We start from the raw sequence: 22,763 nt of genomic DNA, 5'->3' as shown, positions 1-22,763 counted from the left end.
GTGGGCAACCTGGGGACAACGGAGCGCGGTCGGGTCAGGCCCGCCCGTCCAGGCAGCGGGTCAGCCAGTCCGACGCCGCCAGGAAGGCGTCGTCGTCGGTCTCCGGGCGGACCTCCGCCACGACCTCGTCCGCACGCGGGTAGGAACCGAGGAACCGCACGTCCCGGCAGATCCGCTTCAGCCCCATCAGCACCTCGCCCACCCGCCGGTCGGTGATGTGCCCCTCGCAGTCCACGGAGAAGCAGTACTGGCCGATGCCCTCGCCGGTCGGCCGGGACTCGATCCGCATCATGCTGACCCCGCGCCCCGCGAACTCCTGCAGCAGCTCCAGCAGCGCACCGGGATGGTTCTCGCGCAGCCACAGCACGACCGAGGTCTTGTCGGCGCCCGTCCGGGCCGCGGGCCGCGCCGGCTTGCCCACCAGGACGAACCGGGTCGCCGCGTTCTGCGCGTCGTGGATGTCGGTGACCAGCGGCGTCAGGCCGTACGTGGCGGCCGCGAACTCGCCGGCGAACGCCGCGTCGTACCGGCCCTCCTGCACCAGCCGCGCGCCGTCCGCGTTGGACGCCGCCGACTCCCACACCGCCTCCGGCAGGTGCTCGCCGAGCCACTTGCGGACCTGCGCCTGGGCCGCCGGATGACCGGTCACGGTCTTCACGTCGGACAGCTCGGTCCCGGGGCGGGCCAGCAGCGCGAAGGCGATCGGCAGCAGCACCTCGCGGTAGATCATCAGGTGCCCGCCGGCGGCCAGTTCGTCGAGGGTGGTGGTGATACCGCCCTCGACGGAGTTCTCGATCGGCACCAGCGCGCCGGCCGCCTCGCCCGCGCGGACCGCATCCAGCGCGGCGGGCACGGACACCATCGGCACCAGCTCGCGCGTCGCCGCCTCGGGCAGGGTGCGCAGGGCTGCCTCGGTGAAGGTGCCCGCGGGCCCGAGATACGTGTAGCGGCTGGCCGACATCCGTTTCACTCCTTCTCCGGGGCTCGCTTCTGTCCCGGATCCCTTACCGTACTCGCCCGCCGGAGGCCGCCCGCCGCCACTGATGCGCCGCCCGCCATCGGTGGCCGGCGGCGCGCCCCGCAGGGCGCCGCTCAGCCCTCCAGCAGCGGCTGGCCGACGTACCCCGAGGGCTCCACCGCCGGGACCGCGTACAGCCCGCTCGCCTCGTGCCGCAGGAACGGCGAGAGTGCGTCCCCACGGTCCAGCTTCCGCTGGATCTGGGTGAAGGCCCGGAGAGGGTCGGCCTGCCAGGCCATGAAGAGCAGGCCGGCGTCCGGGGCGCCGTCGTCGCGGAAGCCGTCGTGGTACGAGAACGGGCGGCGCAGCATCGCGGCGCCTTGGTTGGACTCGGGCGCCGCGATACGGGCGTGCGCGTCCGCAGGGATCACGGGGGAGCCGTCCGGACCGAGCTTGTTCAAATCCATCGCGGTGTGCTCGTCGCCGCCGGTCAGCGGCGCGCCGTCGGCCTTACGGCGACCGATCACCCGCTCCTGCTCGGCACGCGACTTCTTCTCCCACGTGTCCAGCAGCATCCGGATGCGGCGCAGCACCACATAGGAGCCGCCGCGCATCCACTGCTGGTCCGCGTCGCGCCCGACGAAGATCCGTTCCTCGAAGTCCTCGTCCGACGGCTTGGGGTTGTTCGTGCCGTCGACCTGACCCATCAGGTTGCGGGTGGTCATCGGTTGCGCGGTGGCCCCGGGGCTGCGGTTGAACCCGTTCATCTGCCAGCGCAGCCGAGCGGTGTCCCCCGCCTCCTTCTGCAGCGCGCGCAGCGCATGGAAGGCGACCAGCGCGTCGTCGGCGCCGATCTGGATCCACAGGTCGCCGTTGCTGCGCTTCGGGTCCAGCGCGTCGGCCGAGAAGGAGGGCAGCGGGTCGAGCTGCATCGGGCGGCGCGCGGTCAGCTCCGTACGGCCGAAGAAACTGTGGCCGAAACCGAAGGTGACGGTGAGGGAGGCGGGTCCCGCGTCCAGCGCCACACCGCTGTCGTCGGCGGGCGCCTTCCCGGCCATCAGCTTCTCGGCAAGCGCCGACCAGCGGCGCATCAGGGCCGCCGCGCCCTTGCGGCCCGCACCCGGGGCCAGGTCGAACGCGACCAGGTGGCAGCGGGCCTGCATCGGGGTGGTGATGCCTGCCTGCGGCGTACGGCGGTCGGCGCGGAACGCGACCTCGGACGCGCCGACCGTGCTGAGTTTCGGCGCGTCGTCCTGGGCCGCCACGGCGCCGAACGCGCCGCCCGCGCCGCCGACGACGAGGCCGGCGGCCCCGGCGGCGCCGACGGTACCGAGGAGGCGGCGGCGGGAGAGCGAGACGGCTGGGGCGTCCGCCTCGGACGCGGCGGAGTCACCGGTGGCCTCGGCGGCGGTCCCGGCCGTCTTGGTGGAGTTCTCGGTCATGAGCTGATCTTCACGTTCCTGGTCTCGGTCACCTGATCGATATCGGAGGTGCGGACGACGAGGGAGAGCTGCCAGGTGCCGGCCGTCGGCAGCTGCACGCCCCGCGCCGTCCAGTGTCCGGTACCGGTGCGCTTGAGCGCGGCCGGCAGCGGTCCGAGGTTCTTGGCCTTCGAGGTGAAGGAGACCCGTACCTCGGGGACGTCCCGCGCGGCGCCGTCCGGGTCGGAGATCCGCAGGTGCAGGACGTTGGCCTGGCCGGCGCGCGCCGGGTCCAGGTCGAGCCGTGCGGTGCCCTTGCCCTTCGGGCCCAGCGTGTCGAACGGGACGGTCAGCGAGACCGGCCGGGCGGCCTCGGCGAACTGGCCCGAATCGCGTACGGCCTGCTCCGTGCGGGCCGGTTCGGTGGTGGTGAGGACGGTGGTCACGGCCAGCAGGACCACGGCGACGCCGGTCTCGGCGAGCACGGAGCGGCGCAGCCCGTACCGCACGGGGTCGGCGTCCCGTACCCGCTTGCGCCGCGCGTCGGCGACGGCGGCCCGCTGCCGCGCGAGCTGCGCGGCGCGCTCGGGGGAAGCGTCCGCGGTGTCCTCGGAGGGGGCGCTCGCTGTGCCTTCCAGGGCGGCGTTCGCCGTGCCTTTGGAGGCGGCGTTCATCGTGCCCCTGGGTGTGGTGTTCGCTGTGTCTTCGGAGCGAGCGTTCGTCGTGCTCCCGGGTGCGGTGTTCGCCGCGCCTTCGGAGGAAGCGTTCGCGGCGCTCTCGGGGCCGGCCTGCGCAGCCCTGGACTCCGCCGTGGCCGCCACCGTCTCCGGTACGGACTGCTGCGCGGGGAACCCGCCCGCCGCCGCGCCCTGCGCGGCCCCGGCGCCGTCCGTGGCATCGGCCAGCCGCCCCGTCCACCGCCGGGAGAACCACGCGACCCCGACGAGCACCACGACCAACCCGACCTTGACCAGCAGCAGCTGCCCGTACGAGGTGTCCGTGAGCGCCCGCCAGGTGCCCACCTGGCGCCAGGACTGGTAGACGCCGGTGACGACGAGGACGAGGACGGCGGCGAAGGCCAGACGGGAGAAGCGCTGGACGGCCGCGCGCTCGATGGCCGGGCCCCGGTAGAGGGAGACCAGCAGCGCGGCCAGCCCGCCGAGCCAGACGGCCACCGCCAGCAGATGCACCACGTCCACCGGCATCGCGACAGCGGTCTGCAGACCGGTCGAGGCGTGCTCGGCCATCGCCCAGGTCGCGGCGAGCCCCGCCGCGACGACCGCGCCGCCGACCCCGAGCCCGAAGGTGAGGTCCTTTCGGCGCTTCGTGTCGCCCTCCTCCTCGGCACGCGCGTACGCGCCGAAGAGCACCGCCATGAAGAGCGCGGCAGCGGCGAGCAGCAGCACCCGGGAGACCAGCGCGGCGCCGGGCTTCGTGGTCAGCACCGCCTTCAGCCCGCCGAGATCGAAGACGTCGGCGAGATCGCCGGACCCGGTGTACGGGGTGCGCAGCAGGAGCAGCACGATCGTGGCGGCCGTGAGCGTCGCCCAGCTCCACACCACCAGCCGCTGGACGGGCCGGCCGAGCGCCGCCGACGGCCGGCAGGCCAGCACGAAGCACGCGCCGCCCACGAGGAGCGCGAACGCCGCGTACGCCACGTACCGCGCGATGCCGTACAGCGCGCCCACCAGCCCGCCGCCGGCGTCCTGCTGGGGCACCACGGCGGCGGACTCGGAGGGCGCGCCGACGGAGAAGGTGAACGCGCCGGAGACCGGGTGGCTGTCGGCGGAGACGGCCTGCCAGGCCACCGTGTACGTGCCGTCGGGGAGGCCGGGCGGCAGCCCCGTGCCGTACTTGACGGTGGAGCCGCTGCACAGATCGAGCAGCTTGCCGCGGTCGATGCGCTTGCCCTTGGGGTCCAGCACCCGGATGGAGTCGTCCCCCATCGAGACGCCTTCGGAGAAGGAGAGCGCGACCTGCGCCGGCGCCTTCTGCAGCACCGCTCCCTGCGCCGGGGAACTGTCCGTCAGCGCGGCGTGCGCGGACGCCGGCGCGGCGCCGCCCAGCAGCACGCCGAGCAGCGCGGCGGCGAGGACCAGCAGGCGCAGCGCCGCGCCGGACCGGCCGCCGCGCGGTACGGCACCCGGACCGGGCCGACGGGCTCCGACCGCGGCGCGGGGAACGGTGAGCGTCATGGCGGTTCTCCCCCTACTGGTGCCCGGCGTGCTGCGGGCTGTAGTTGGTGGCCTTGACCGGCATCTCGGCCTTGATCGGCTTCGCCTTCTCGAAGTGCAGCTCGACGGAGACCTTGTCGCCGTTCTCGGGCTTCTTCTTCAGCGTCATGAACATCAGGTGGTTGCCGCCGCGGGAGAGCTTCAGCTCACCGTTCGCGGGGATGTCCAGGGACTTGACCTGCTCCATCTTGGCGCCGACGGTCCGGTGGATCGTCACGTCGTCGGAGAGGTCGCTGGTCACCGAGGTCAGCTTGTCGGCCGTGTCGCCGGTGTTCTTGATGACGAGGAAGCCGCCCGCCATGTCCTTCATGACGGGCTGCGGCATGTACGCGCCCGAGACCTTCAGCTCGGGTGCGCCGTCCCCGCCGCACCCGGCGAGGGTGAGGGCAGCGGTGGCGGCGAGCGCGGCGGCGACAGCGGTGCGGCGCTTCATGGGGGCGGTACGGCGCTTCATGGATGCGGTACGGCGGTTCACGGGTTCTGCCCCTTGATGATCTTGGGAAGGGCGTGGGCGTAGTCCTCGGCCCCCGCGTCCTTCATGCCCAGCCAGTGGATTCGGTCGTCCTTGGGGGAGGCCATCAGCACCTGCAGCCCGTGGTCGACGACGACGTCACCGTTCTTCTTCTTGACCGGCTTGGAGACGCCGACGTTCACGGCCGACGCGGCGCCCTGGATGGTGTCGAAGTCCCCGGTCAGGCCGACGATGTCGGCGCCGAAACCGTTCAGCCAGGACTTCAGCCGCTTCGGGGTGTCCCGCTCCGGGTCGGTCGTGACGAAGACGATCCGCAGCTTCTTCTGCTCCGCCTTCGGCAGCTGCTTGCGGGCCACGTCGATGTTGCCCATCACGGCCGGGCAGGCGTCGGGGCAGTGGGTGTAGCCGAAGTAGATCAGCGTCGGCCGCCCCTTGGTCTCCTTGATCAGGTCGTACTTCTTGCCGTCGCTGTCCGTGAGGACCAGGTCCGGCTTCTCCATCGGCTGGTCGAGCGTGACGACCGGCTTGGACTGGGTGCCGGAGACGCTGGCCGCGGGGGCGTCGCCGCCCCCGCTGTCGCTGCCGCAGGCCGTGAGGGTGAGGGCCGCGGCGGCCACGAGGGCGGCGGCCGCGAGCTTGGGTGTTCTGCGCATTACTGAGTGATATCCCGTATGTCCGTTGGTGGTGCCGACCGGGTGCACCACCGGCCGGCCGGGTGGGCCGGACCGGTGGTGTGCCGGGGGACGGATCGTGGACCGGCCGCCCCGGTGGTGCGGCGTCCGGTTCAGCTGGTGCGGCGGCGTCCGGCGAGGACGCCGAAGCCGACGCCGACCACGCCGACCACGATGCCGATCACGCCCAGGATGCGGGCGGTGTTGTCGGTGGCGCCGTCGGCCGCGGCCGTCGTGCTCTTGCCGGCGTCCGCGCCGCCCTTGCCGTCCTGGGCGCCCGCGGTGTCCGTACCGGCGCCCTGCTCCGCGTCCTCGGCATCGACGAGCTTCAGGACCGGCGCGGGGTTGTCCGGCTCCGGCGCGCCTTCCTTGGCCGGCTCGATCCAGCGCACGACCTCCTTGTTGTCGTACGTCTGCAGCGCCTTGAAGACCAGCTGGTCGGTGTTCTCGGGGAGGGCGCCGATCGAGACGGGGAACTGCTGGAACTGGCCGGGCTCGATCTTGCCGCCGGACCAGGTGATCTTCGTGACCGCCTCGGTGAGCTTCTCGCCGTGCGACTCGATCGGCTTGTCCAGCTTCTCCTTGGTGATCTTCACGTCCCAGCCGGGCACCGGCTGCGGCATCGCGGACGCCAGCGGGTGGTCGGCGGGCAGGTCGACCTCCAGCTTCACGGTCGAAGCGTCGTCCCGCTCATTGGGGACCTTGAAGTCGACGGTCGCGTAGTCGCCCTTGGCGGCCTGCCCCGGCTGCACGGTGACGTGCGCGAAGGCGGGACCGGCGACCAGCAGCACGGCGCCCGCGGCGGCACCGCCGACCAGGGGTGCGCGGCGCAGCGCCTTACGGCGGCGCGAGGGAGTGGTGGCCGGGGTGGCGACCGGGGCGGTGCTCGACAGCGTGGTGTCCGACATGACGGAACACTCCTCAGACAGGAGAGAAGGAAGGCTGATGGTGGCGCGCGTGCGGCGACGGCACGTCAGCCCTTCCGGACCGTGTCCGGGGACCCGTCCTGCGGGCGTGCGTGAGCTGCGTGTGCGTCAGGCCGCGAGGGCGAAGTGGGGCGGTCCCCGCCTGACGACACTGTGCTGGAGCGCGAGCTCTTCGGGCCCGGCTTTGTCATGCTCGTACGAAACGGGGGCGTGCGGAGTAGGGTCCGCAGCGCCCAGCAGCCCGGCGCACAGCGCGTGCACGAGGCGCAGTGCGGTACGCAGCGCGCCCATGGACGCGGCGGCCGTGGCCTCCCGCGCGGCAGGCGCGGACAGCCGCACCAGCCGCCACAGCGCGGCCTCGCCGCGGCGCAGCAGCCAGCCCGCGATCAGCGCCGCGAGCAGGTGCCCGAGCAGCATGGGCAGCGACGGCAGCAGCCCGGCCGGCAGATCGAGGCCGAGGTGCTGGGCCGTCCCGGACAGCCCGGAGCCGCCGGTACCGGCCGCACCGTGCGCGGCCATGTCGTGTACGGCCATGCCCTGCCCGGCGGCGCCGTGCGCCATGGAGGCGTGCACCATCGTGCCCTGCGCCATCGCGTCCTGCGCGGCGTGGGCGCCTGCGGCCCCGCCCGTGGTGCCTCCGGTGGCTCCGCCCGTGAGGCCTCCCGCGGGGTCGATGCCGGCCGCCGTGAGCATGTCCCTGGCCTGCGCGCCGGTGATCCGTCCGGACCCGAACCCGCAGGTCACCTGGCGGGCGAGCCCGATCGCCGCGCGATCGCTCAACCCGTTCACGCCGCCGGCGGGCAGCCGTACCGCCAGGCCGCGCTGACCCAGCATGAAGAGGGCGTGCAGGACGAGTTGCCCGAAGGCGAGCGCCACGGCGATCCCGGGCAGCGAGCGTTCGCGGCCCGCGAGGGGAACGGTGACGGCCAGTACGCCGAGGCATCCCGCGCCCAGCGTCCACAGCGGAACGGTGGCGCAGGAGCCGATCATGTGCCCCGCGGCGGCCAGCACGACGCAGGCCGCGGTGAACACCGCGGCCCTCAGCAACCGCAGATCGGCCGCGGCGCGCCCGTCGGGGGAAGTCATGGCGGCCGCCATCATCCCACTGCGCGTACCGGACGCATACGGCAGGGCGGACGGTTGTGGACAACGGTCCCGGACAGGGGGAGGTGGGTAGGGGAAAAGAGGCGGCGGGTAGAGGCCGCGGGCAGAGGAGGCGCGGGACGCCGTCCAGAGGCCGTAGCCGATTCCGGACATTCCGGCGGGCCGCCCAGGAGCGCTCCGAGGGTGGCCAGAGATATGCAGACGGCCGAAGTCGTCGCCCTTCTCATCCGTACATGCGCAACCGTTCGCACTTCGACAATCAGTAGAAAGATGCAAACGGTCGTAGACGGACAGTAAGCGGTTTCAAATGGTCACTCGACCTGGGCCTCGCCCACGTCATGACCAGCGCCGACCATCCGTACCCACCCCGGAGCCCCGGCAGATCCACGGAAGATCGGCCGGAGTACCGCTACCGCAATTGCAGGGGCGCACGAAGGGGCGCGCCCGTGGGCCTTTTACACCGGTACGCTCAATGGCCGCGTCCACCGAATGGGCGGAGTCACGTCAAACCCACGCTTACCGACCATGGAGCGCGGCAATACGTATCGATATGTCGAGCCGCGGCCAGGAGGCTGGAGCGATGAGCATCTGGTGGTCCCTCCATCTTCGGCGGGAGGCAGCGAGCGTGCCGCTCGCGCGCCGGCTGCTGCTGGGGACGATGGAGACCGCGGGCGTCGACCCGGACGTCTGTTACGACCTCTCGCTCGCCCTCACCGAGGCTTGCGCGAACGCCGTCGAGCACGGGGACGGCACGGCCGAGGAGTACCGCGTCACCGCGTTCATCGACGGTGACACGTGCCGTATCGAGGTCACGGACTCCGGGCCGGGGTTCCACGACCGGGCCGGCGGACCCGGGCCCCACGACCGTTCCCCGCGCACGGAACCCGCACCGCCCCGCCGGCACGCCCCCGCCCCCGCTCAGGCCGAGCACGGACGGGGGCTCTTCTTGATCGAGGCCCTCACCGACCAGGTCCGCTACCGCAACCGGACCGGCCGCCGGGGCGCGGTGGTCAGCTTCGACAAGGTCCTGAAGTGGCGCGAGGGCGCTCTGCTCCATATGCCGTGACGTTTCTTCGGGCCGCCGTCACCAGGTCAGGCGGCCCCCGTACTTCCTTCCCCAATGCCCTGACCAGCCACGCCACCGTGATCTACGCTGAACTCCCGTGCTGTGCACGGCGGGAGGGGGAACGGGTTGAACGGCGGCGAACCCGGTGCCGGTGGCAACGACGCCCGGGCCATGGGCCAGGGCCGGGTCTACCAGGCATCCGGCGACCAGCACATCATCGAGCACCATCACCACGGCCCCGGGGGCGGACCGGCCGACGGCGGCGCCGACGGCGGGTGGTCCGGCCTGGACTCCGTCCGCTGGCCTTCAGTGGGCCGCGCGCCCACGGTCCTGCGCGACCGCACCGAGCTGATGGAACGCCTCCGCGCCGGGGTCGCGCCGGGTGCCGCAGGCCAGGTGTACGTCCTGCACGGCCTCGGGGGCTGCGGCAAGACGGCCGTCGCGTACACCCTCTTCCAGCACGCGACGTCCCAGGCGGGCCGCGTCGGCCTGTGGGTGAACGCCTCGGACACCGCGTCCCTCCGTACGGGCATGCTCGCCGTGGCCGCCGACCGCGGCGCGGGCGACGGCGAACTGACCGCCGCCCGCAGTGGCCTCCGCGCCGCCGCCGACCTGGTCTGGGACCACCTCGACCGCTCCGACCACCCCTGGCTCCTGGTCCTGGACAACGCCGACGACCCCGCGGTGCTGAGGGACGGCGGCTGGCTCCGCACCAGTCCCCGCGGCACGGTCCTGGTGACGACCCGCCAGGCGGCCCGCCACTGGTGGCCCGGCGCGGAGCTCCTCCAGCTCGGCGTCCTCCCGAAGGCCGACGCCGCCCGCGTCCTCTGCGACCTCGCCCCCGAGGCCGGCACCCTCGAAGAGGCCGAGGCCGTCGCCGAACGCCTGGGCCGCCTCCCCCTGGCCCTCACCCTCGCCGGCGGCTTCCTCGCCCACCAGGTCATCGACCCCTGGACGATGGCCCAGTACGGCGCCAACCTGGACGGCGGGGAGGGCGTGGATCCGATAGACCTCCTGGACCAGGGAGCGCTCGCCGCCGGCGGCGGCGATTCCCGGCACCTGGTGAGCAGTACGTGGCAGTTCTCCTTGAACGCGCTGACGTCCCAAGGGCTGCCCGAGTCGGTCACGCTGTTGCGGCTGCTGTCCTGTTGGGCCGGCGACCCCCTGCCGCTGTCCTTGCTGACGGGGGCCGAGGTGGGCGCCGGGCTGCCCGCTCGCCGCGTCGAGGCTGCTCTGCGCGGACTGCTCGACCAGTCCCTGACGGAAGTGGTCGCAGGAGGGGTACGGAGCCTGCGCACCCACTCCGTGGTGCTGGACAGCGTCTGGCGGCGCATTCCGGCGGAGCTGTGCGAAGAACTGGTCACCGTAGCGGTTCGGCAGCTGATGGCCGTGCTGCCGGAGGCGCCGCAGCGCGGTGCGGTGGACCCCCTTACGAGCCTGCTCGTCCCCCATGCGGTCAGGCTGCTGCGCCGGGTGGTCGACAGGGCGGACGTGGGGCGAGCAGCCGTGGAAGGGGTCGCCGGGTCGCTGCTGCGGCTGGTGATCGCCCTGCACCGGGCCGGCGACTACGCCCCGGCGCTGGCCGTGGCGGCGAAGTCGGTGGAGCTGGCAGGACAGCGACTGGGCACGGACGACCCGGCGGTTCTGCGGCTGCGCCAGCGGATGGGGCGAGCCCTGTACCGCCTCGGCCGCTTCGAAGAGGCCGAAGAGGTGCATCGGGCGGCCTTGGCCGACTGCGAGCGCCGAGAGCTCTCTCTGGACACGTGGGAAAGCTGTCTGGGGCTGGCTCGGGTGCTCTGGCCACAGGGGAAGCTGGCAGAAGGCGAGGTGCTGGTCCAGCGGGCCGTGGAGGGGCGTACGGAGGTGCTGGGCCCGACACATCCGCTGACCTTGAGGGCACGGACGGACCTGATCGAGGTCCATCTCGACACACGGTTGGAAGAAGACCTCGCCTCCGGAGCGATCCTCATCGAGGACTGCGACCGTGCCCTCGGGCGAAGTCACCAGGTCTCGTTGTTCGCCAAGCAGGCCTACGCCCTCGTGCTGTTCTACGCGGGAAGGCCGGCCGAAGCTCTCCCGCTCGCCCGCGAGATCTTCGCTGCCTACGACAGCGCGTTCGAACCCACGTACCAGATCACCCTGTCGGCGCGGACGCTGCTGAGCCGGGTCCTGGCCGCACTCGGTGAGCGGGCGGAGGCGAGGGAACAGGCCGAGGCAGTGGTCGCGGGACAGGAGCAGTCGCTCGGATCGCAGCACCCCTGGACACTGGAGTCGGCAGAGCGACTGGCCCGGCTCAGGGACGAATAGCGTTACTCGCCCCGAGACGCACCCCCATGCCGAGTCCCCCGTGCTCGGCGTCCCCCGGTGGGTGCGCCCCAGGGCGCAACGCGCTAACGCGAAGTGACTCGCGTTAGCGGATTGGACAATACTTCGTGTGATCGATCGCTGGCAATCCGGAGTGCCTTCATGAGCACCACGCAGCACCCCCCGGGCAGAACCCGCCCCGGTGGCCGTACCGCCCGTACGCGGGACGCGGTGTTCGCCGCCGTCTTCGACGAGCTCGGTGAGGTGGGGTTCGCCGGGCTGTCCATGGAGCGGGTCGCGCAGCGGTCGGGCGTGCACCAGGCGACGATCTACCGCCGCTGGCGCACCGTGGAGGGCCTGGTGTGCGGACTGCTGACCCAGCGCAGCGCCGACGTCATCCCCATCCCCGACTCCGGCTCGCTCTGCGGCGACCTGCGCGCGCTGGCCCGCGCCATCGGCGCGTTCTACGAGGACCGGCGCAACCGGGCGATGATCGAAGCCGTCGTGTCGGCGGCCGCCCGCGATCCGCGCGCCGAAGAGGTGCTGCGCGAGTTCTTCGAGGACCGGCTGGGCGTGGCGGGCAAACTGGTACGGCTGGCGATCGACCGCGGCGAGCTGCCTCCGGGCACGGATGCGCAGGCGGTGGTCGGCGCCCTGGGCGCACCGTTCTACTACCGGATGCTGGTGGTGCGCCGCCCGGTGGATCTGGAGCTCGTGGAGTCCGCCACGATCGCCACGTACACGGCGGCCAAGGCGGGCGCGTACGTCCGCGCGGAGGGACTGCGCGACGTGCCGGTGGCCCACCCGGCGGTCTCGGACGCCTCGAGGTGGACGGAGACCTCAGGGGGGACGGAGGCCCCAGGAGGGACCCAGATCTCGGCAGGGACCCAGATCTCGGGAGGGACGGAGATCTCGGGGGACGGCTGAGGGGTTGGCGGTGAGCGCGGCCGGCCGTTCCGAGCGTCGTGTTCATGAGAAACCGGACGGCCGGCGCCCCGCCAAGAGGGGGCGCCGGCCGTTGCCGGATGAGCGTTCGCGCATCGTGACTGCCGGAGGGGCAGCGGGGTCAGCCCTTCAGGCGGGCCATCCACTCCTCGACCTCGTCGGACCGGCGCGGCAGGCCCGCCGAAAGGTTCCGGTTGCCGTCGGACGTGACGAGGATGTCGTCCTCGATGCGGACGCCGATGCCCCGGTACTCCTCCGGCACCGTCAGGTCGTCGGCCTGGAAGTACAGGCCCGGCTCGACGGTGAGGACCATGCCCGGCTCCAGCGTGCCGTTCACGTACGACTCGGTACGCGCGGCCGCGCAGTCGTGGACGTCCAAGCCGAGCATGTGGCCCGTGCCGTGCAGCGTCCAGCGGCGCTGCAGGCCCAGCTCCAGTACGCGCTCGACCGGCCCCTCGACCAGGCCCCACTCCACCAGGTGCTCGGTGAGCACGCGCTGCGCCGCGTCGTGGAAGTCGCGGAAGCCGGCGCCCGGCTTCACCGCCGCGATGCCCGCCTCCTGCGCCGCGTACACCGCGTCGTAGATCTTGCGCTGGAGGTCGGAGTACCGGCCGTTGATCGGCAGCGTACGGGTGACGTCCGCGGTGTAGAGGGAGTTCGTCTCCACGCCCGCGTCCAGCAGGAGCAGGTCGCCGGAGCGGACCTCGCCGTTGTTGCGGACCCAGTGCAGCGTGCAGGCGTGCGGTCCGGCGGCGCAGATCGAGCCGTAGCCGACGTCGTTGCCCTCGACGCGGGCCCGGAGGAAGAACGTTCCTTCGATGTAGCGCTCGGACGTCGCCTCGGCCTTGTCCAGGACCTTCACCACGTCCTCGAAGCCGCGCACCGTCGAGTCGACGGCCTTCTGCAGCTCGGCGACCTCGAAGGCGTCCTTCACCAGGCGGGCCTCGGAGAGGTACACGCGCAGCTCTTCGTCGCGCTCGGCGGTGACCTTGTCGGTCAGCGCCGCCTCGATGCCGGCGTCGTGGCCGCGTACGACGCGGACCGGCCCGGTGGCCTCCTTCAGCGCGTCGGCCAGCTCCCGCACGTCCTTGCAGGGCAGGCCGTACAGCACCTCGGCCTCGGTGAGGCTGTGCCGGCGGCCGACCCACAGCTCGCCCATGCCGTCCAGCCAGAACTCGCCGTTCTCGCGGTCGGAGCGGGGCAGGCGGTACAGCGTCGCGTCGTGGCCCTCGGCCCCCTCGGCACCACCGCCGCGCGGCTCCAGGACCAGGACGCTGTCGTCGGTCTGGTCGCCGGTGAGGTAGACGTACTCGGTCGCGGCGCGGAAGGAGTACTCGGTGTCGTTGGAGCGGGTCTTGAGGTTGCCCGCGGGAATCACCAGGCGCTCGCCGGGGAACCGGCGGGACAGCGCGGCGCGCCGTTCGGCGGCGTTCGGGGCCTGCTCAACGGGCTGGAGGTCGCGCAGTTCCGTGTCGGCCCAGCCGGACTTCATGCTGTCGGCGAGCTCGTCGGAAACGCCCGGGTACAGGCCGTTCTTGCGCTGCTTGATCGGCTGCTCTGCCTCGTCCGGGGTCTCCGGAGTGAGCTCGTCGGCCACGGTGCCTCCTCGTCGATATTGGACGCTTTCCATCGTATGTGCGGAAGGAAAGCGGTCCAGGGGGAGGAAGCTGTGACTTGTCAGGCACTCTGCCCTTGGGACGGATGACCTTCGGCCCAGGTCGGCCCACGTCGGCTCAGGTCGGCTCGGGTCGGCTCAGGTCGGCTCGGGTCAGCTCAGGTCGGCATGGACCGGCCCGGCCCGGTCTGGAACGGCCTGGACCGGTCTGGAACGGCCTGGAACGGCCTGGACCGGTGGATCGGTTTGGGTTGGTCCTGGTGGCTTGTGGCTTCTCGACAGTGAGCTGTTCGATCGTGCTGGGGGCGATCGCGGAGACAGGTCAGCATTCGAAGCGGGCTGCCAGCAGGACGACGTCCTCGGGTGAGGTCTCGTCCGCGAGGCCCTGGGGCAGCATCGCGCGCACGATGTGGTCGACGAGCGCTTCCGGGTCCTCCCGTACGGAACGGGGCAGGCCGGCCGCCGCGGCGTGCAGCCGCGCGAAGGCCCGGTCCACGGGCTCGCCGGAGCGGTGCAGCAGACCGTCGCTGTAGAGGAGAAGGGTCTCTCCGGGCGCCGGCTCCAGCTCCACGCTCGGCGCCTCCCAGCACGACAGCATGCCCAGTGGCGCGGACAGCGTGGTCTCCACGAACTCCGTACGGTGCTCGCCGACGATCAGCGGCGGGCAGTGGCCGGCGCCGGCCAGCACGATCTTCCGGGCCGGCGGCCCGCCGAGCGGATCGGTCACCGGCGGCTCGGCGAACACGAACAGTGCGGTCGCGCTGCGCGCCGGCTCGGTCAGCCGTAGCAGGAGTTCGAGGTCGGAGAGGACCGCGACAGGATCCTCGCCCTCCATGACGGCGTACGCGCGCAGGGCGGCCCGCATGCGCCCCATGGCACCCACGGCGCCCGTCCCGGAGCCGGTGACGGAGCCGATGGAGAGGCTCAGCGCGCTGTCCGGGAGCGGCAGGGCGTCGTACCAGGAGCCGCCACCCTTCGGGCCCGTCGCGTGCCGTACGGCGAGCCGTACGCCGGGCACTCGGGGGAGCCGGGCGGGCAGCAATTCGGCACGCAGGGCCCGCTCCGAACGCCGTCGGCGGTCCAGCTCGATCAGGTGGGAGAGGTGCGCGGCGGCGTACGCGCGGTACAGGGAGAGGAGGCGGCGGCCGCGTTCGGTGGGCTCGGCGGGCTCGTCGTAGAGCCAGACGGCGACGCCCAGAGGACGGACGTGCGGAGCATCGACTCCGGAGGGGGCTCCGCGAGCCGCCGCCCTGTCAGGCCCCACCCCGTAGGGCCGCGTTGCGCTGGCTTCGTAGTCCTGCGTCCCGCCCGTTTCGAAGGACTGCGTTCCGCGCACTCCGGGGGACTGCGTTCCGCGCACTTGGGGGGACTGCGGTTCGCCGGTGTCGAAGGGGTGCGCTCCGCCGGACTTCGAAGAGCCGCCGTCCGGAGGGCTTCCGGGGAGGCGGTCGGAGGTGCCGCGGTCGGAGGTGCCTACGGGGGGAGCGCCTGTCGGGCCCTCCTCGGAGGGCGGTGCGGCGATCAGAGGTACGGCGTAGCTCGCCGCGTAACCGAGGCGGGCGGCGACCTCCCCCAGTCGGGGGTCGAGGCCGGGCTCGGCGACGATGTCGGGCTGCGAGAGCTCGTAGAGCTCGAAGGGGAGGGGCGTGGGAGAGCCAAGGGAAGGGCCGAGAGAGGGGCCGAGAGAAGGGCCGTCGGACGCCCCATGGGCCGTATCCATGCGCGAGCCCGCCGAGTCCGTACGGGCGCCGGTCGAGGAGGAGTCCGTGCGGGCATCCGACGAGGAGCGGTCCGTGCGGGCTTCCGCCGAGGAGCCGGGCGGCCCGAGGGTGTGGGGGGCGGCCACCGTTCCTCCGGGGGCGCCCTCCCCGGCCGTTCCCGTTCCGTGGGCGGTCGCCCCGGTCGGTCTCGCCTCAGGGGAAGTCGCTGCGACCGACTCCGCGCTCCGGGCACCCACCCCGTTCCCGATCCCCACCCCGCTCCCGGCCCCTACCCCGCTCCCGGCCCCCGTTCCGGTCCCGGCACCCACTCCGGCCTCCGCTCCGGTCCCGGCGCCCACTCCGGCTCCCGCTCCGGTCTTCGCCCCGGCCCCCGGAGTCACCGCATAGAGGCCGTCGAGGAGGCGGCCCACCGGTGTGGCCCGGCGCGGGACCGTCTCCAGGTGTCCGAGGTCCGCGGGGCCGAGACCCAGGCCGACGGTGGTGTCGGGTCCGAGGCCGTCGGGGGGTTCGAGGGTGATCAGGCCCCGGCGCGCGCCGACGAGGAAGGCGCCGGCCCGGAGGAGTTCATCGAGCGCACCGTCGAGGGTGTCCGTACGGGCCAGCCGCTCGGTGAGGCAGTGAAGGGTGGTGAGGTCGGAGAGCCAGGCGGCCAGGCGGTCGTGACCAGCGGCAGGTTGAGTGGCGGGAGGAGTTTCCGGGGCGGCAGGGGCCGCAGTGTGCGCCGGTCCGGTAAACGTGGGCTCGATTCCAGCCACTTTCGGGACGTGGGGGGCTGTCATGACCTGCGGCTTACGTCGGCCTGGGCGTCATCCCAGGCGAGGCCGTCGGCCAGGGGAGTTCGCGGTAGTGGAATGCGGGCGTGTGTCGTATTTGCCCGCCAGTTGGTTGCACTCAATAGCATCGCAAACCCCCATGTCATGCTGCTCCGCTATCAATGGGTCCACATGTACACGCAGCGATGTTGCGTGTCCAGCACTGTCCTGGTGAGGATTATGGTGTCAGTGTGGCCAAGAGATTGGCTGAAAAATAGCCCCTTGAAGGTCAATTTGCGGTCGACTGACCGCGATCAACAGCGCGTCATCTCCACCATGGGGGTACGTACTCGGATAGGTGCGGGGCCAGTTGGGGCCGTACCGGAACTCTCCGAAGGGCGCGGGCGTCTTACGCGTTGACGACCGGGCCGCACCCCCACGTGGCGGGATTGCACCACAGGACAGCAAGCGCCATGCGCGCGCCACCCCCCGCCATGTTCCACGCTCGGCGTACGGCGTGATGCGCTGCCTTGTACGCGCAGTGACGAATGATCCACGTGGTGTGATCCGCGCCCGGCGCGGCGGCACGCACCGCACAGCGACATGAACCGGCATGTAGTGCGATGGACATGGCCCTCGGCGTTTACGGAAAGGAACGAGCGCTCATGCGCGAGATCCTCGGAAGGCGACGCAAGTTCCAGCTCCGGCGCGGTGGAAGGTCGGCACTGCTCGGCGCGGCGCTCCAGTGCGCCACCGAGTGGCGCTGGCCCGTCCTCCCCGGCGTCGGCCTCCGCTCGGGCGGCAGGACCGCCAAGGGAGCACAGCCCGCCGCCAGGGGGGCGCAGCGGACGCGGCCCTGCGGCTGCCCCGACCCGGACTGCGCGGTACCCGGTGCGCACCCCTTCGACCCCGGCCTGCTGGCCGCCACGACCGACGCCCGGATGGTGCGCTGGTGGTGGACGAAGCGCCCGGACGCGCCGGTCGTGCTGGCCACGGGCGGCAAGGCGCCGTGCGCGGTGAGCCTGCCGGCCGTGGCGGGTGCCCGGGCGCTCGCCGAGCTGGACCGCGCGGGCGTGGCGGTCGGCCCGGTCGTGGCCACCCCCACCCGCTGGACGCTGCTGGTCGCGCCGTACTCCCTGCCCGAGCTGGGCGAATTGCTGTACGCGCAGGACCTGGTGCCCAGCTCGCTGCGGTTCCACGGCGAGGGCGGTTACGTCGTACTGCCGCCGTCGGAGACCGGCGCGGGCAAGGTGCGCTGGGAGCGCCCGCCGGCCACGCGCGCCTCCGCGAAGCGCTCCGGCGCGCCCTGGCTTCCGGACGTCGCCACGCTGGTGGATGCGCTCGTCGAAGCGAGCGCCGGCGCTCCGGGCGGCGGCAGCCGACTCGCGTACTGACCTCCTCGGCTCCCCGAACTGCGCGCACCACCCACCCAGTACGCCCGACCACCGCCCTGTCCGTCCACCTCCGTCGACCTGTCTGTCCGACCTGACGCCCGTCGACCTGTCGCCCGTCGACCTGTCGCCCGTTGGCCTGTCCCTCCGCTCTGTCGTCCGTTGACCTCTCCATCGACCCGTTGTCCGTCGACCGAACAGGCACCGCGACCCTGCGGATTCCGCCCGACAGGCACCGCGACGGCTGCGTCTCGGTTACCCCCCACCAGTGACACGGCGCGGCGGAGATTCACTCGTACGGGTGTGAGGCAAGCGTCCATCCATGGGAAACGGGTGCGCAGCCCCCGAAGAGGGCGCCTTTTCCCCGATATGTTCGGCCCACCGTCCAGCCGTTCGGGGTGCCCGGCGGCTCTCCGCACTCGTGGCGGAGGCCCACCGGGCACCCCGAAGGCCTAGCCAGAGCCCGTGAGCGGACCGCACCCGGCCCTCGTACCCCGGCCCCCTTCCCGGGGCCTCGCACGCCGGTCGCGGCGACCGCCACGGACTCTCAACCGCAGGTGGTCCTCATGGTTCGCGAGTCGAACGTCCGCATGATCGCGCTCGCGAGCACCATCGCGCTCGCCCTCACCCTGCCGCTGGCCGCCGCCATCGCCGGCCCGTCCGGCCCCGGCGACCCGGCGCCCGCCGCGAAACCGTCCGTGTCGCCGCAGCCTCGCGGCAACGCCGCCGAGCGGGCCACCGCCACCGAGAAAGGCGACCGGCCGCCCGGCACCCCGCGCGGCTCCGCCCAGGACGCCCCGCTGCCCGGCCACCCCGGTTCTCCCGGAAGCTTCGGCGTACGGGACGGGGACAGGGCCGGGGACGGCGGTCGGTCCGGTACTCCGGGCGGTGGTCGCCCCGGCGACCTGCTCGCGGGCCTCGGCCTCGGCGAGGGAGTGGACCACGGCGGCGGCCGTACGGCCTTCTGCGGGCCCGTGGTGAGCTCGCCGCACGGCATCAAGGCACAGACGTGCGTCCTGTCCGAGGGAGGCGACGACAAGGACCACACGAAGAGCGCCGCCAAGGGGCACACGAAGGGCGCCGCCAACGGCTACACGAAGAGGACTGCCACGGGCCACACGAAGGGCGCCGGCGGTGAGGGCACCGGTGGTGATGGTGTCGGTGGCGATGGCGTCGCCGGGGAGGGCGTCGGCGGACGCGCTGAGGAGCGCACCAAAGCCGTCCTGTACTACCGCAACACCTCGGGCGCCCCGTTGCGCGCCGTGCTGACCCTGATGCGACCCGACGGCCGGACCGTACAGACGCACTGCACGCTGCCGGCGACGGGCGAGCCGGGGAGCTGCGGGACGCCGTCCGGGCCGACCGTACGGGGAGGCGTGCCGTACTCGGCGGTCGCGGAGATCGCGGACGTACGGGATGACCGGCTGCTGCTGAGGGCGGGGAGCAACTCCGCGCCGCCCGGGGCAGTTTCGGACCGCTGAGCGCGTCCGGGCATGGAAGCGCCCGGTCGCTGGCGACGGGGGATGCACCAGCGACCGGGCTCCTAGAACGGTAACAAGAGATCGGCCGTTCGCAAATTCGATCGCGGAATTCCGGACGCTTATTTACCGGTGGGTACACCCGGTGTGACGGGAGTCACGGCAAACGTTTCCGCGGCGGTTACTGTCAGCTCAGCGTCACCTGACGGTTGGTGAGCCCGCCGCGCGCCCGGCGCTCCGCCGGCGTGAGCGGCTCGTCCGAGGCGAGCGCCTCCGCCAGCCGCTCGCCGAACTCCGTGGCCGGCTTGGTGATCTCCTCGGCCGTCAGATCCGTCGGCAGGTCCCAGACCGGTACGACCAGGCCGTGCGCCCGGAACGACCCGACCAACCGGGTGCCCTCGCCGAGCGAGGAGGCGTCGGCGGCGTGCAGTCGGGCGAGCGCGTCCAGCAGCTTTTCCTCGGGGTGGTCCATCACCCAGCGGAGGTGGTTCTTCTCACCCGCGTCGCACCAGTACGCGCCGGAGAGGCCGGCCAGGCGGGCGGTCGGGATGGCGGCCGCGTTGGCCCGCTCCAGAGAGGCGGCGACCTCGCCGGTGGCGTTCTCGGCGTCCTCGATCCAGAACTCGAAGCCGCTGTGCACCGTGGGCTCGAAGGACGCGGTCGGATCCAGCAGATCCTGCAGGCGCGGACCGTCGGCGGGCGCCCGGCCCGCGGCGACCGGGGCGCCCGGGTCGGCGACCAACGCACGCTGCAGGGTGTCGGCGAGGTCGCGGCTGAGGTCGCCGGAGGCGGTGTCGTTCTGCAGGCCGAGCAGGATCGAACCGTCGTCGCGGCGCAGCGCCGGCCAGGCCATCGGCAGGACGGTCGCCAGCGTCACCGAGGGCACGCCCTCGGGCAGGCCGCCCTTGAGGGACAGCTCGGCGGTGGCGGCGGGCACCAGCTCGCGCAGCGCCACCCAGTCGCACTCGCCCGGCAGGCCCTCGAAGGGCCGCTGCACCAGCTCGGTCACGGCGTGCGCCGCGGCTCGCCCGTGACAGGCCTTGTAACGGCGGCCCGACCCGCACGGGCAGGGCTCGCGGGCGCCGACGACCGGCACCTCGCCGTCCGTGATCTGCGGGGTGACGGCCTTGGTCTGAGGACGGCGCTTCTTGCCCATGCGAGGGGTTCTCCTGGTCGTTCCGAGTCGTTCCGACGCGTGTCGGCGCGAGCCTAGGGCATGTGCCGCACCAACGCCCCGCCTCCGCAACCGTGCCGGGTGTGAGCGCCTTTCCGGCGGTCGGAGGCGCACCGGGCGTGACGGCTCCTCCGGTGGCCGGAGCCGGGCCGGGAGCGGGCGCTACGCCGCCGGCTGGAGCGGGCCGGGCGCGGCCGCCCTTTGTGGCCGCCCTTTCAGTAGCTGGAGCCGTACCGGGCGCGAGAGCGGTACTCCGGCAGCGGCTCCGAGGAGTTGCCGGTGAGCCGGAACCGGCGGCGAGCCGGAGAACCACCGGAGAACCACCGGAGAATCGCCGGAGAACCGACGCCGAACCGGTGGAACCGACGCCGAGTCAGCAGCAATCGACGCCGAACCAGCGGCAATCGACGACGAGGCCTTCGGCTCTCCGCCCCTCGGCCTTCCAGCTCTTCGCCTCTCCGACCCCTCGCCTCTCCGACTCCTCGACTCTCCGGCCGTTCGGCGCTCCGCCCCTTCGGTCAGGCCTGCTCGTGTCGGCCACGCCTGGTCGTGTCGGCTACGCCGGTTCGTCCAGGTCCGCCAGGGCCTCCCTCAGCTCGGCCGGGAGGCCGGACGCCAGCTCCATGCGGGTGGCGAACGCTTCGTGCAGCGAGAGCGTCGCCCAGACCGTGACCTCGCCGTGCCCGTCCCGTACGCCCCAGTCCTTGGCGAGCGAGCGGATGATGGCCAGTCCCCGGCCGCCGCGTGCGGTGACCGATGGAGTGGCTGGAAGTGGTCGGGTCGGACCCCCGCCGTCGGTGACCGAAACGGTCAGCTGCCCACGCGCGTCAATGCGCCAGGCGGCCCGTACCGATTCGGCGTCGCCGTCCGTCGGCCCCTCCGCGCACAACGGACGTGCGTGTCTGCAGGAATTGCTGAGCAATTCGGAAAGAATGAGTACGGCGTCATCGACGACCGTGTCCTGAACTCCACTTGTCAGCAGCTCATCGCGCATTCGCCGCCTGGCTGAACCCACGCCCGCAGGACCATGGGGTACGGCCATGGTCGACGACGTCGGCACCTCCTGTGCCACCACCAACGCCACCCCCGAGACCTCCTTTGCCCCACGCCACGGGATGAATGCCCCATTGCGATGGACCGGAAACCGGCCAATCCGTATACGGTGACGCACTCGGATCGATCAGATACGGGCTGAATGCGCCGGTGCACTCCCCGTGAGGAAATGGGGTCCGCTGTGGTCATCCGGCTGCTTTTCGCCTGCGCTCTGCGGCTTTACGGGTTCTAAGTGAGCTTGAGCTGGTTCCTTACCTGCTTAGGGCGATTCGTGATGATTGCGTCCACGCCCAGCTCGCGACAGAGCTCCACGTCCGCCTCTTCGTTCACGGTCCACACGTGGACCTCGTGCCCCGCATGGTGCGCCTTGGCCACGTAGTCCGGATGCGCGCGCAGTATCCGGACGCTCGGCCCGGCGATCCGTACGCCCCGCGGCAGGCGCCCTTCCCGGTGCCGCGGGGTGATGAACTGCATGAGGTACACGGCGGGCACGGTCGGCGCCGCGGCCCGTACGCGCTGCAGCGAGCGGGCCGAGAAGCTCATGACGCGTACGGCGGACGGCTTGCCGGGCGGCGGCTTGGTGTGGCCGAAGCGTTCCAGCAGCTCCACCAGGCGCTGCTCGACCTGCCCCGCCCACCGGGTCGGGTGCTTGGTCTCGATGGCCAGTTCCACCCGGCGGTCCGCGTCCGCGACCAGCTCCAGCAGCCGTTCCAGGGTCAGTACGGACGTACGTTCGGTGTCGGCCGCCGTCTCGTGGACGCTGCCCAGCTCGGGGTGGCGGCCGTCGGGCGCCTCGCCGGCCGCATCGTCCTTCCATGAGCCGAAGTCCAGCGTGGCCAGATCCGACAGCTCCAGGTTGGAGACGGCGCCGCGCCCGTTGGAGGTCCGATTGATCCGGCGGTCGTGCACGCACACGAGGTGGCCGTCGGCGGTCAGCCGAACGTCGCACTCCAAGGCGTCCGCGCCGTCCTCGATGGCCTTCCGGTACGCGGCCAGAGTGTGCTCGGGGGCGTCCTCGGAGGCCCCGCGGTGCGCTACGACGGAAATGGCGGGTGGTTCGGGTCGGAAACCTGGTGCCGGGCGCGCAGTGGTCACCGAGTCATCGTGCCATCGCGCGGTGACGGACGGCCCCTGATTCGGTGATCAGCGGCCTGCCGCGCGGTGGCGAGCGATCCGGTGGGCGGCCTCTCGTTCATCCTCACCCCTCCTGATACCTCTTGTGCCGTAGGCGTACGGGACCATTGACGACCGACGACCGACGACCGACGGCCGACGGCCCACGGGTCGACGACCGGCGGCCGGCGGCCGGCATTCAGCAAGAGCCAGGTCTTGGTACCTGGTCTCGATACCTGAAGCATTACCAGGGGATGCGCCGCAAATGTCCGGGATAAAGGATGAAGGCAAGGTCACAGCCTCGGCTTACGGTGCTCTGACGGCCCGTGGGAAAGGCTTGAACCGGACACTCCCGTATAACGTCA

General features: G+C 72.3%; 17 protein-coding genes and 1 pseudogene. 5 read left to right on the top strand and 13 right to left on the bottom strand.

The genetic code is table 11. The annotated features are described in order from the left end of the window. Window positions 1–34: 34 nt before the first annotated feature. From pheA to IF20_RS17825, 7 genes are all read right to left on the bottom strand, one after another. Window positions 35–961 (bottom strand): prephenate dehydratase, encoded by a 927-nt coding sequence (gene pheA / locus IF20_RS17855; RefSeq protein WP_052866166.1) that lies wholly within the window; start codon window positions 959–961, stop codon window positions 35–37. A gap of 131 nt (window positions 962–1,092) precedes the next feature. Further along, entirely contained in the window at window positions 1,093–2,400 is a 1,308-nt protein-coding gene (gene efeB, locus IF20_RS17850; protein ID WP_052866165.1) for an iron uptake transporter deferrochelatase/peroxidase subunit, read from the bottom strand. After that, window positions 2,397–4,574, bottom strand: a complete 2,178-nt coding sequence (locus IF20_RS17845) for a copper resistance CopC/CopD family protein (RefSeq protein ID WP_110944275.1) — start codon at window positions 4,572–4,574, stop codon at window positions 2,397–2,399. The genes efeB and IF20_RS17845 overlap by 4 nt, the downstream gene beginning before the upstream one ends. Before the next feature lie 13 nt (window positions 4,575–4,587). Beyond that, window positions 4,588–5,046 carry a copper chaperone PCu(A)C gene (locus tag IF20_RS17840; protein WP_052866164.1) on the bottom strand — a complete coding sequence of 153 codons (459 nt, stop codon included), beginning with the start codon at window positions 5,044–5,046 and terminating at the stop codon, window positions 4,588–4,590. Between the two features lie 38 nt (window positions 5,047–5,084). Then, on the bottom strand, window positions 5,085–5,738 hold the full coding sequence (locus tag IF20_RS17835; protein ID WP_052866163.1) for an SCO family protein: 654 nt from the start codon (window positions 5,736–5,738) through the stop codon (window positions 5,085–5,087). A 131-nt stretch (window positions 5,739–5,869) separates the two neighbouring features. Continuing rightward, window positions 5,870–6,664, bottom strand: a complete 795-nt coding sequence (locus IF20_RS17830; RefSeq protein ID WP_052866162.1) for a YcnI family protein — start codon at window positions 6,662–6,664, stop codon at window positions 5,870–5,872. 126 nt (window positions 6,665–6,790) lie between these two features. Next, on the bottom strand, window positions 6,791–7,768 hold the full coding sequence (locus IF20_RS17825; protein ID WP_052866450.1) for a hypothetical protein: 978 nt from the start codon (window positions 7,766–7,768) through the stop codon (window positions 6,791–6,793). Between the two features lie 598 nt (window positions 7,769–8,366). Here IF20_RS17825 and IF20_RS17820 point away from each other — a divergent pair. The 3 genes from IF20_RS17820 (at window position 8,367) to IF20_RS17810 (ending at window position 12,083) form a co-directional block, all read left to right on the top strand. After that, window positions 8,367–8,852, top strand: a complete 486-nt coding sequence (locus tag IF20_RS17820; RefSeq protein WP_052866161.1) for an ATP-binding protein — start codon at window positions 8,367–8,369, stop codon at window positions 8,850–8,852. A 171-nt stretch (window positions 8,853–9,023) separates the two neighbouring features. Continuing rightward, entirely contained in the window at window positions 9,024–11,159 is a 2,136-nt protein-coding gene (locus IF20_RS17815; RefSeq protein ID WP_052866449.1) for a tetratricopeptide repeat protein, read from the top strand. 159 nt (window positions 11,160–11,318) lie between these two features. Continuing rightward, window positions 11,319–12,083, top strand: coding sequence for a TetR-like C-terminal domain-containing protein (locus tag IF20_RS17810; protein WP_052866160.1), 765 nt, complete (start codon window positions 11,319–11,321; stop codon window positions 12,081–12,083). A gap of 139 nt (window positions 12,084–12,222) precedes the next feature. Here IF20_RS17810 and IF20_RS17805 read toward each other — a convergent pair whose 3' ends face one another. The 3 genes and pseudogenes from IF20_RS17805 to IF20_RS40000 form a co-directional block, all read right to left on the bottom strand. Further along, window positions 12,223–13,698, bottom strand: a complete 1,476-nt coding sequence (locus tag IF20_RS17805) for an aminopeptidase P family protein (RefSeq protein WP_052866159.1) — start codon at window positions 13,696–13,698, stop codon at window positions 12,223–12,225. A gap of 340 nt (window positions 13,699–14,038) precedes the next feature. Beyond that, the gene (locus IF20_RS37875) at window positions 14,039–15,562 is read right to left on the bottom strand and encodes a PP2C family protein-serine/threonine phosphatase (RefSeq protein WP_234426726.1); all 1,524 of its coding nucleotides are present in this window, start codon (window positions 15,560–15,562) and stop codon (window positions 14,039–14,041) included. A 261-nt stretch (window positions 15,563–15,823) separates the two neighbouring features. After that, window positions 15,824–16,216 (bottom strand): annotated as a pseudogene (locus IF20_RS40000) (phosphatase); the annotation flags it as partial. A 638-nt stretch (window positions 16,217–16,854) separates the two neighbouring features. Here IF20_RS40000 and IF20_RS17795 point away from each other — a divergent pair. Continuing rightward, window positions 16,855–17,583 (top strand): bifunctional DNA primase/polymerase, encoded by a 729-nt coding sequence (locus IF20_RS17795; RefSeq protein ID WP_052866158.1) that lies wholly within the window; start codon window positions 16,855–16,857, stop codon window positions 17,581–17,583. 563 nt (window positions 17,584–18,146) lie between these two features. Continuing rightward, complete coding sequence (locus IF20_RS39995) at window positions 18,147–19,061, top strand: hypothetical protein (RefSeq protein WP_234426706.1); 915 nt, start codon at window positions 18,147–18,149, stop codon at window positions 19,059–19,061. A 184-nt stretch (window positions 19,062–19,245) separates the two neighbouring features. Here the strand turns inward: IF20_RS39995 and IF20_RS17785 are convergent, their stop codons facing one another. The 3 genes from IF20_RS17785 to IF20_RS17775 all read right to left on the bottom strand — a co-directional run bounded on the left by IF20_RS17785 (window position 19,246) and on the right by IF20_RS17775 (window position 22,380). Then, window positions 19,246–20,214, bottom strand: a complete 969-nt coding sequence (locus IF20_RS17785; protein WP_052866157.1) for a DUF5926 family protein — start codon at window positions 20,212–20,214, stop codon at window positions 19,246–19,248. Between the two features lie 574 nt (window positions 20,215–20,788). Beyond that, the gene (locus IF20_RS17780; RefSeq protein ID WP_407702518.1) at window positions 20,789–21,226 is read right to left on the bottom strand and encodes an ATP-binding protein; all 438 of its coding nucleotides are present in this window, start codon (window positions 21,224–21,226) and stop codon (window positions 20,789–20,791) included. 287 nt (window positions 21,227–21,513) lie between these two features. Then, window positions 21,514–22,380, bottom strand: coding sequence for a glycerophosphodiester phosphodiesterase (locus IF20_RS17775; RefSeq protein ID WP_052866155.1), 867 nt, complete (start codon window positions 22,378–22,380; stop codon window positions 21,514–21,516). Between the last annotated feature and the right edge of the window lie 383 nt (window positions 22,381–22,763).

Origin of the sequence: Streptomyces niger, assembly GCF_000718305.1 — a bacterium.
Taxonomy (GTDB): domain Bacteria; phylum Actinomycetota; class Actinomycetes; order Streptomycetales; family Streptomycetaceae; genus Streptomyces; species Streptomyces niger.
Note: the sequence above shows the minus strand (reverse complement) of the source record. Positions and strands in the feature narration are given on the sequence as shown.

Excerpts from the sequence above, each read along its gene's own strand:
- IF20_RS17840 (WP_052866164.1), bottom strand. The coding sequence starts at position 5,046 with ATGAAGCGCCGCACCGCTGTCGCCGCCGCGCTCGCCGCCACCGCTGCC.
- IF20_RS17845 (WP_110944275.1), bottom strand. The coding sequence starts at position 4,574 with ATGACGCTCACCGTTCCCCGCGCCGCGGTCGGAGCCCGTCGGCCCGGT.
- IF20_RS17835 (WP_052866163.1), bottom strand. The coding sequence starts at position 5,738 with ATGCGCAGAACACCCAAGCTCGCGGCCGCCGCCCTCGTGGCCGCCGCG.
- IF20_RS17785 (WP_052866157.1), bottom strand. The coding sequence starts at position 20,214 with ATGGGCAAGAAGCGCCGTCCTCAGACCAAGGCCGTCACCCCGCAGATC.
- efeB (WP_052866165.1), bottom strand. The coding sequence starts at position 2,400 with ATGACCGAGAACTCCACCAAGACGGCCGGGACCGCCGCCGAGGCCACC.
- IF20_RS17815 (WP_052866449.1), top strand. The coding sequence starts at position 9,024 with ATGGGCCAGGGCCGGGTCTACCAGGCATCCGGCGACCAGCACATCATC.
- IF20_RS17795 (WP_052866158.1), top strand. The coding sequence starts at position 16,855 with ATGCGCGAGATCCTCGGAAGGCGACGCAAGTTCCAGCTCCGGCGCGGT.
- IF20_RS17825 (WP_052866450.1), bottom strand. The coding sequence starts at position 7,768 with ATGACTTCCCCCGACGGGCGCGCCGCGGCCGATCTGCGGTTGCTGAGG.
- IF20_RS17780 (WP_407702518.1), bottom strand. The coding sequence starts at position 21,226 with ATGCGCGATGAGCTGCTGACAAGTGGAGTTCAGGACACGGTCGTCGAT.
- IF20_RS17820 (WP_052866161.1), top strand. The coding sequence starts at position 8,367 with ATGAGCATCTGGTGGTCCCTCCATCTTCGGCGGGAGGCAGCGAGCGTG.
- pheA (WP_052866166.1), bottom strand. The coding sequence starts at position 961 with ATGTCGGCCAGCCGCTACACGTATCTCGGGCCCGCGGGCACCTTCACC.
- IF20_RS39995 (WP_234426706.1), top strand. The coding sequence starts at position 18,147 with ATGGTTCGCGAGTCGAACGTCCGCATGATCGCGCTCGCGAGCACCATC.
- IF20_RS17830 (WP_052866162.1), bottom strand. The coding sequence starts at position 6,664 with ATGTCGGACACCACGCTGTCGAGCACCGCCCCGGTCGCCACCCCGGCC.
- IF20_RS17810 (WP_052866160.1), top strand. The coding sequence starts at position 11,319 with ATGAGCACCACGCAGCACCCCCCGGGCAGAACCCGCCCCGGTGGCCGT.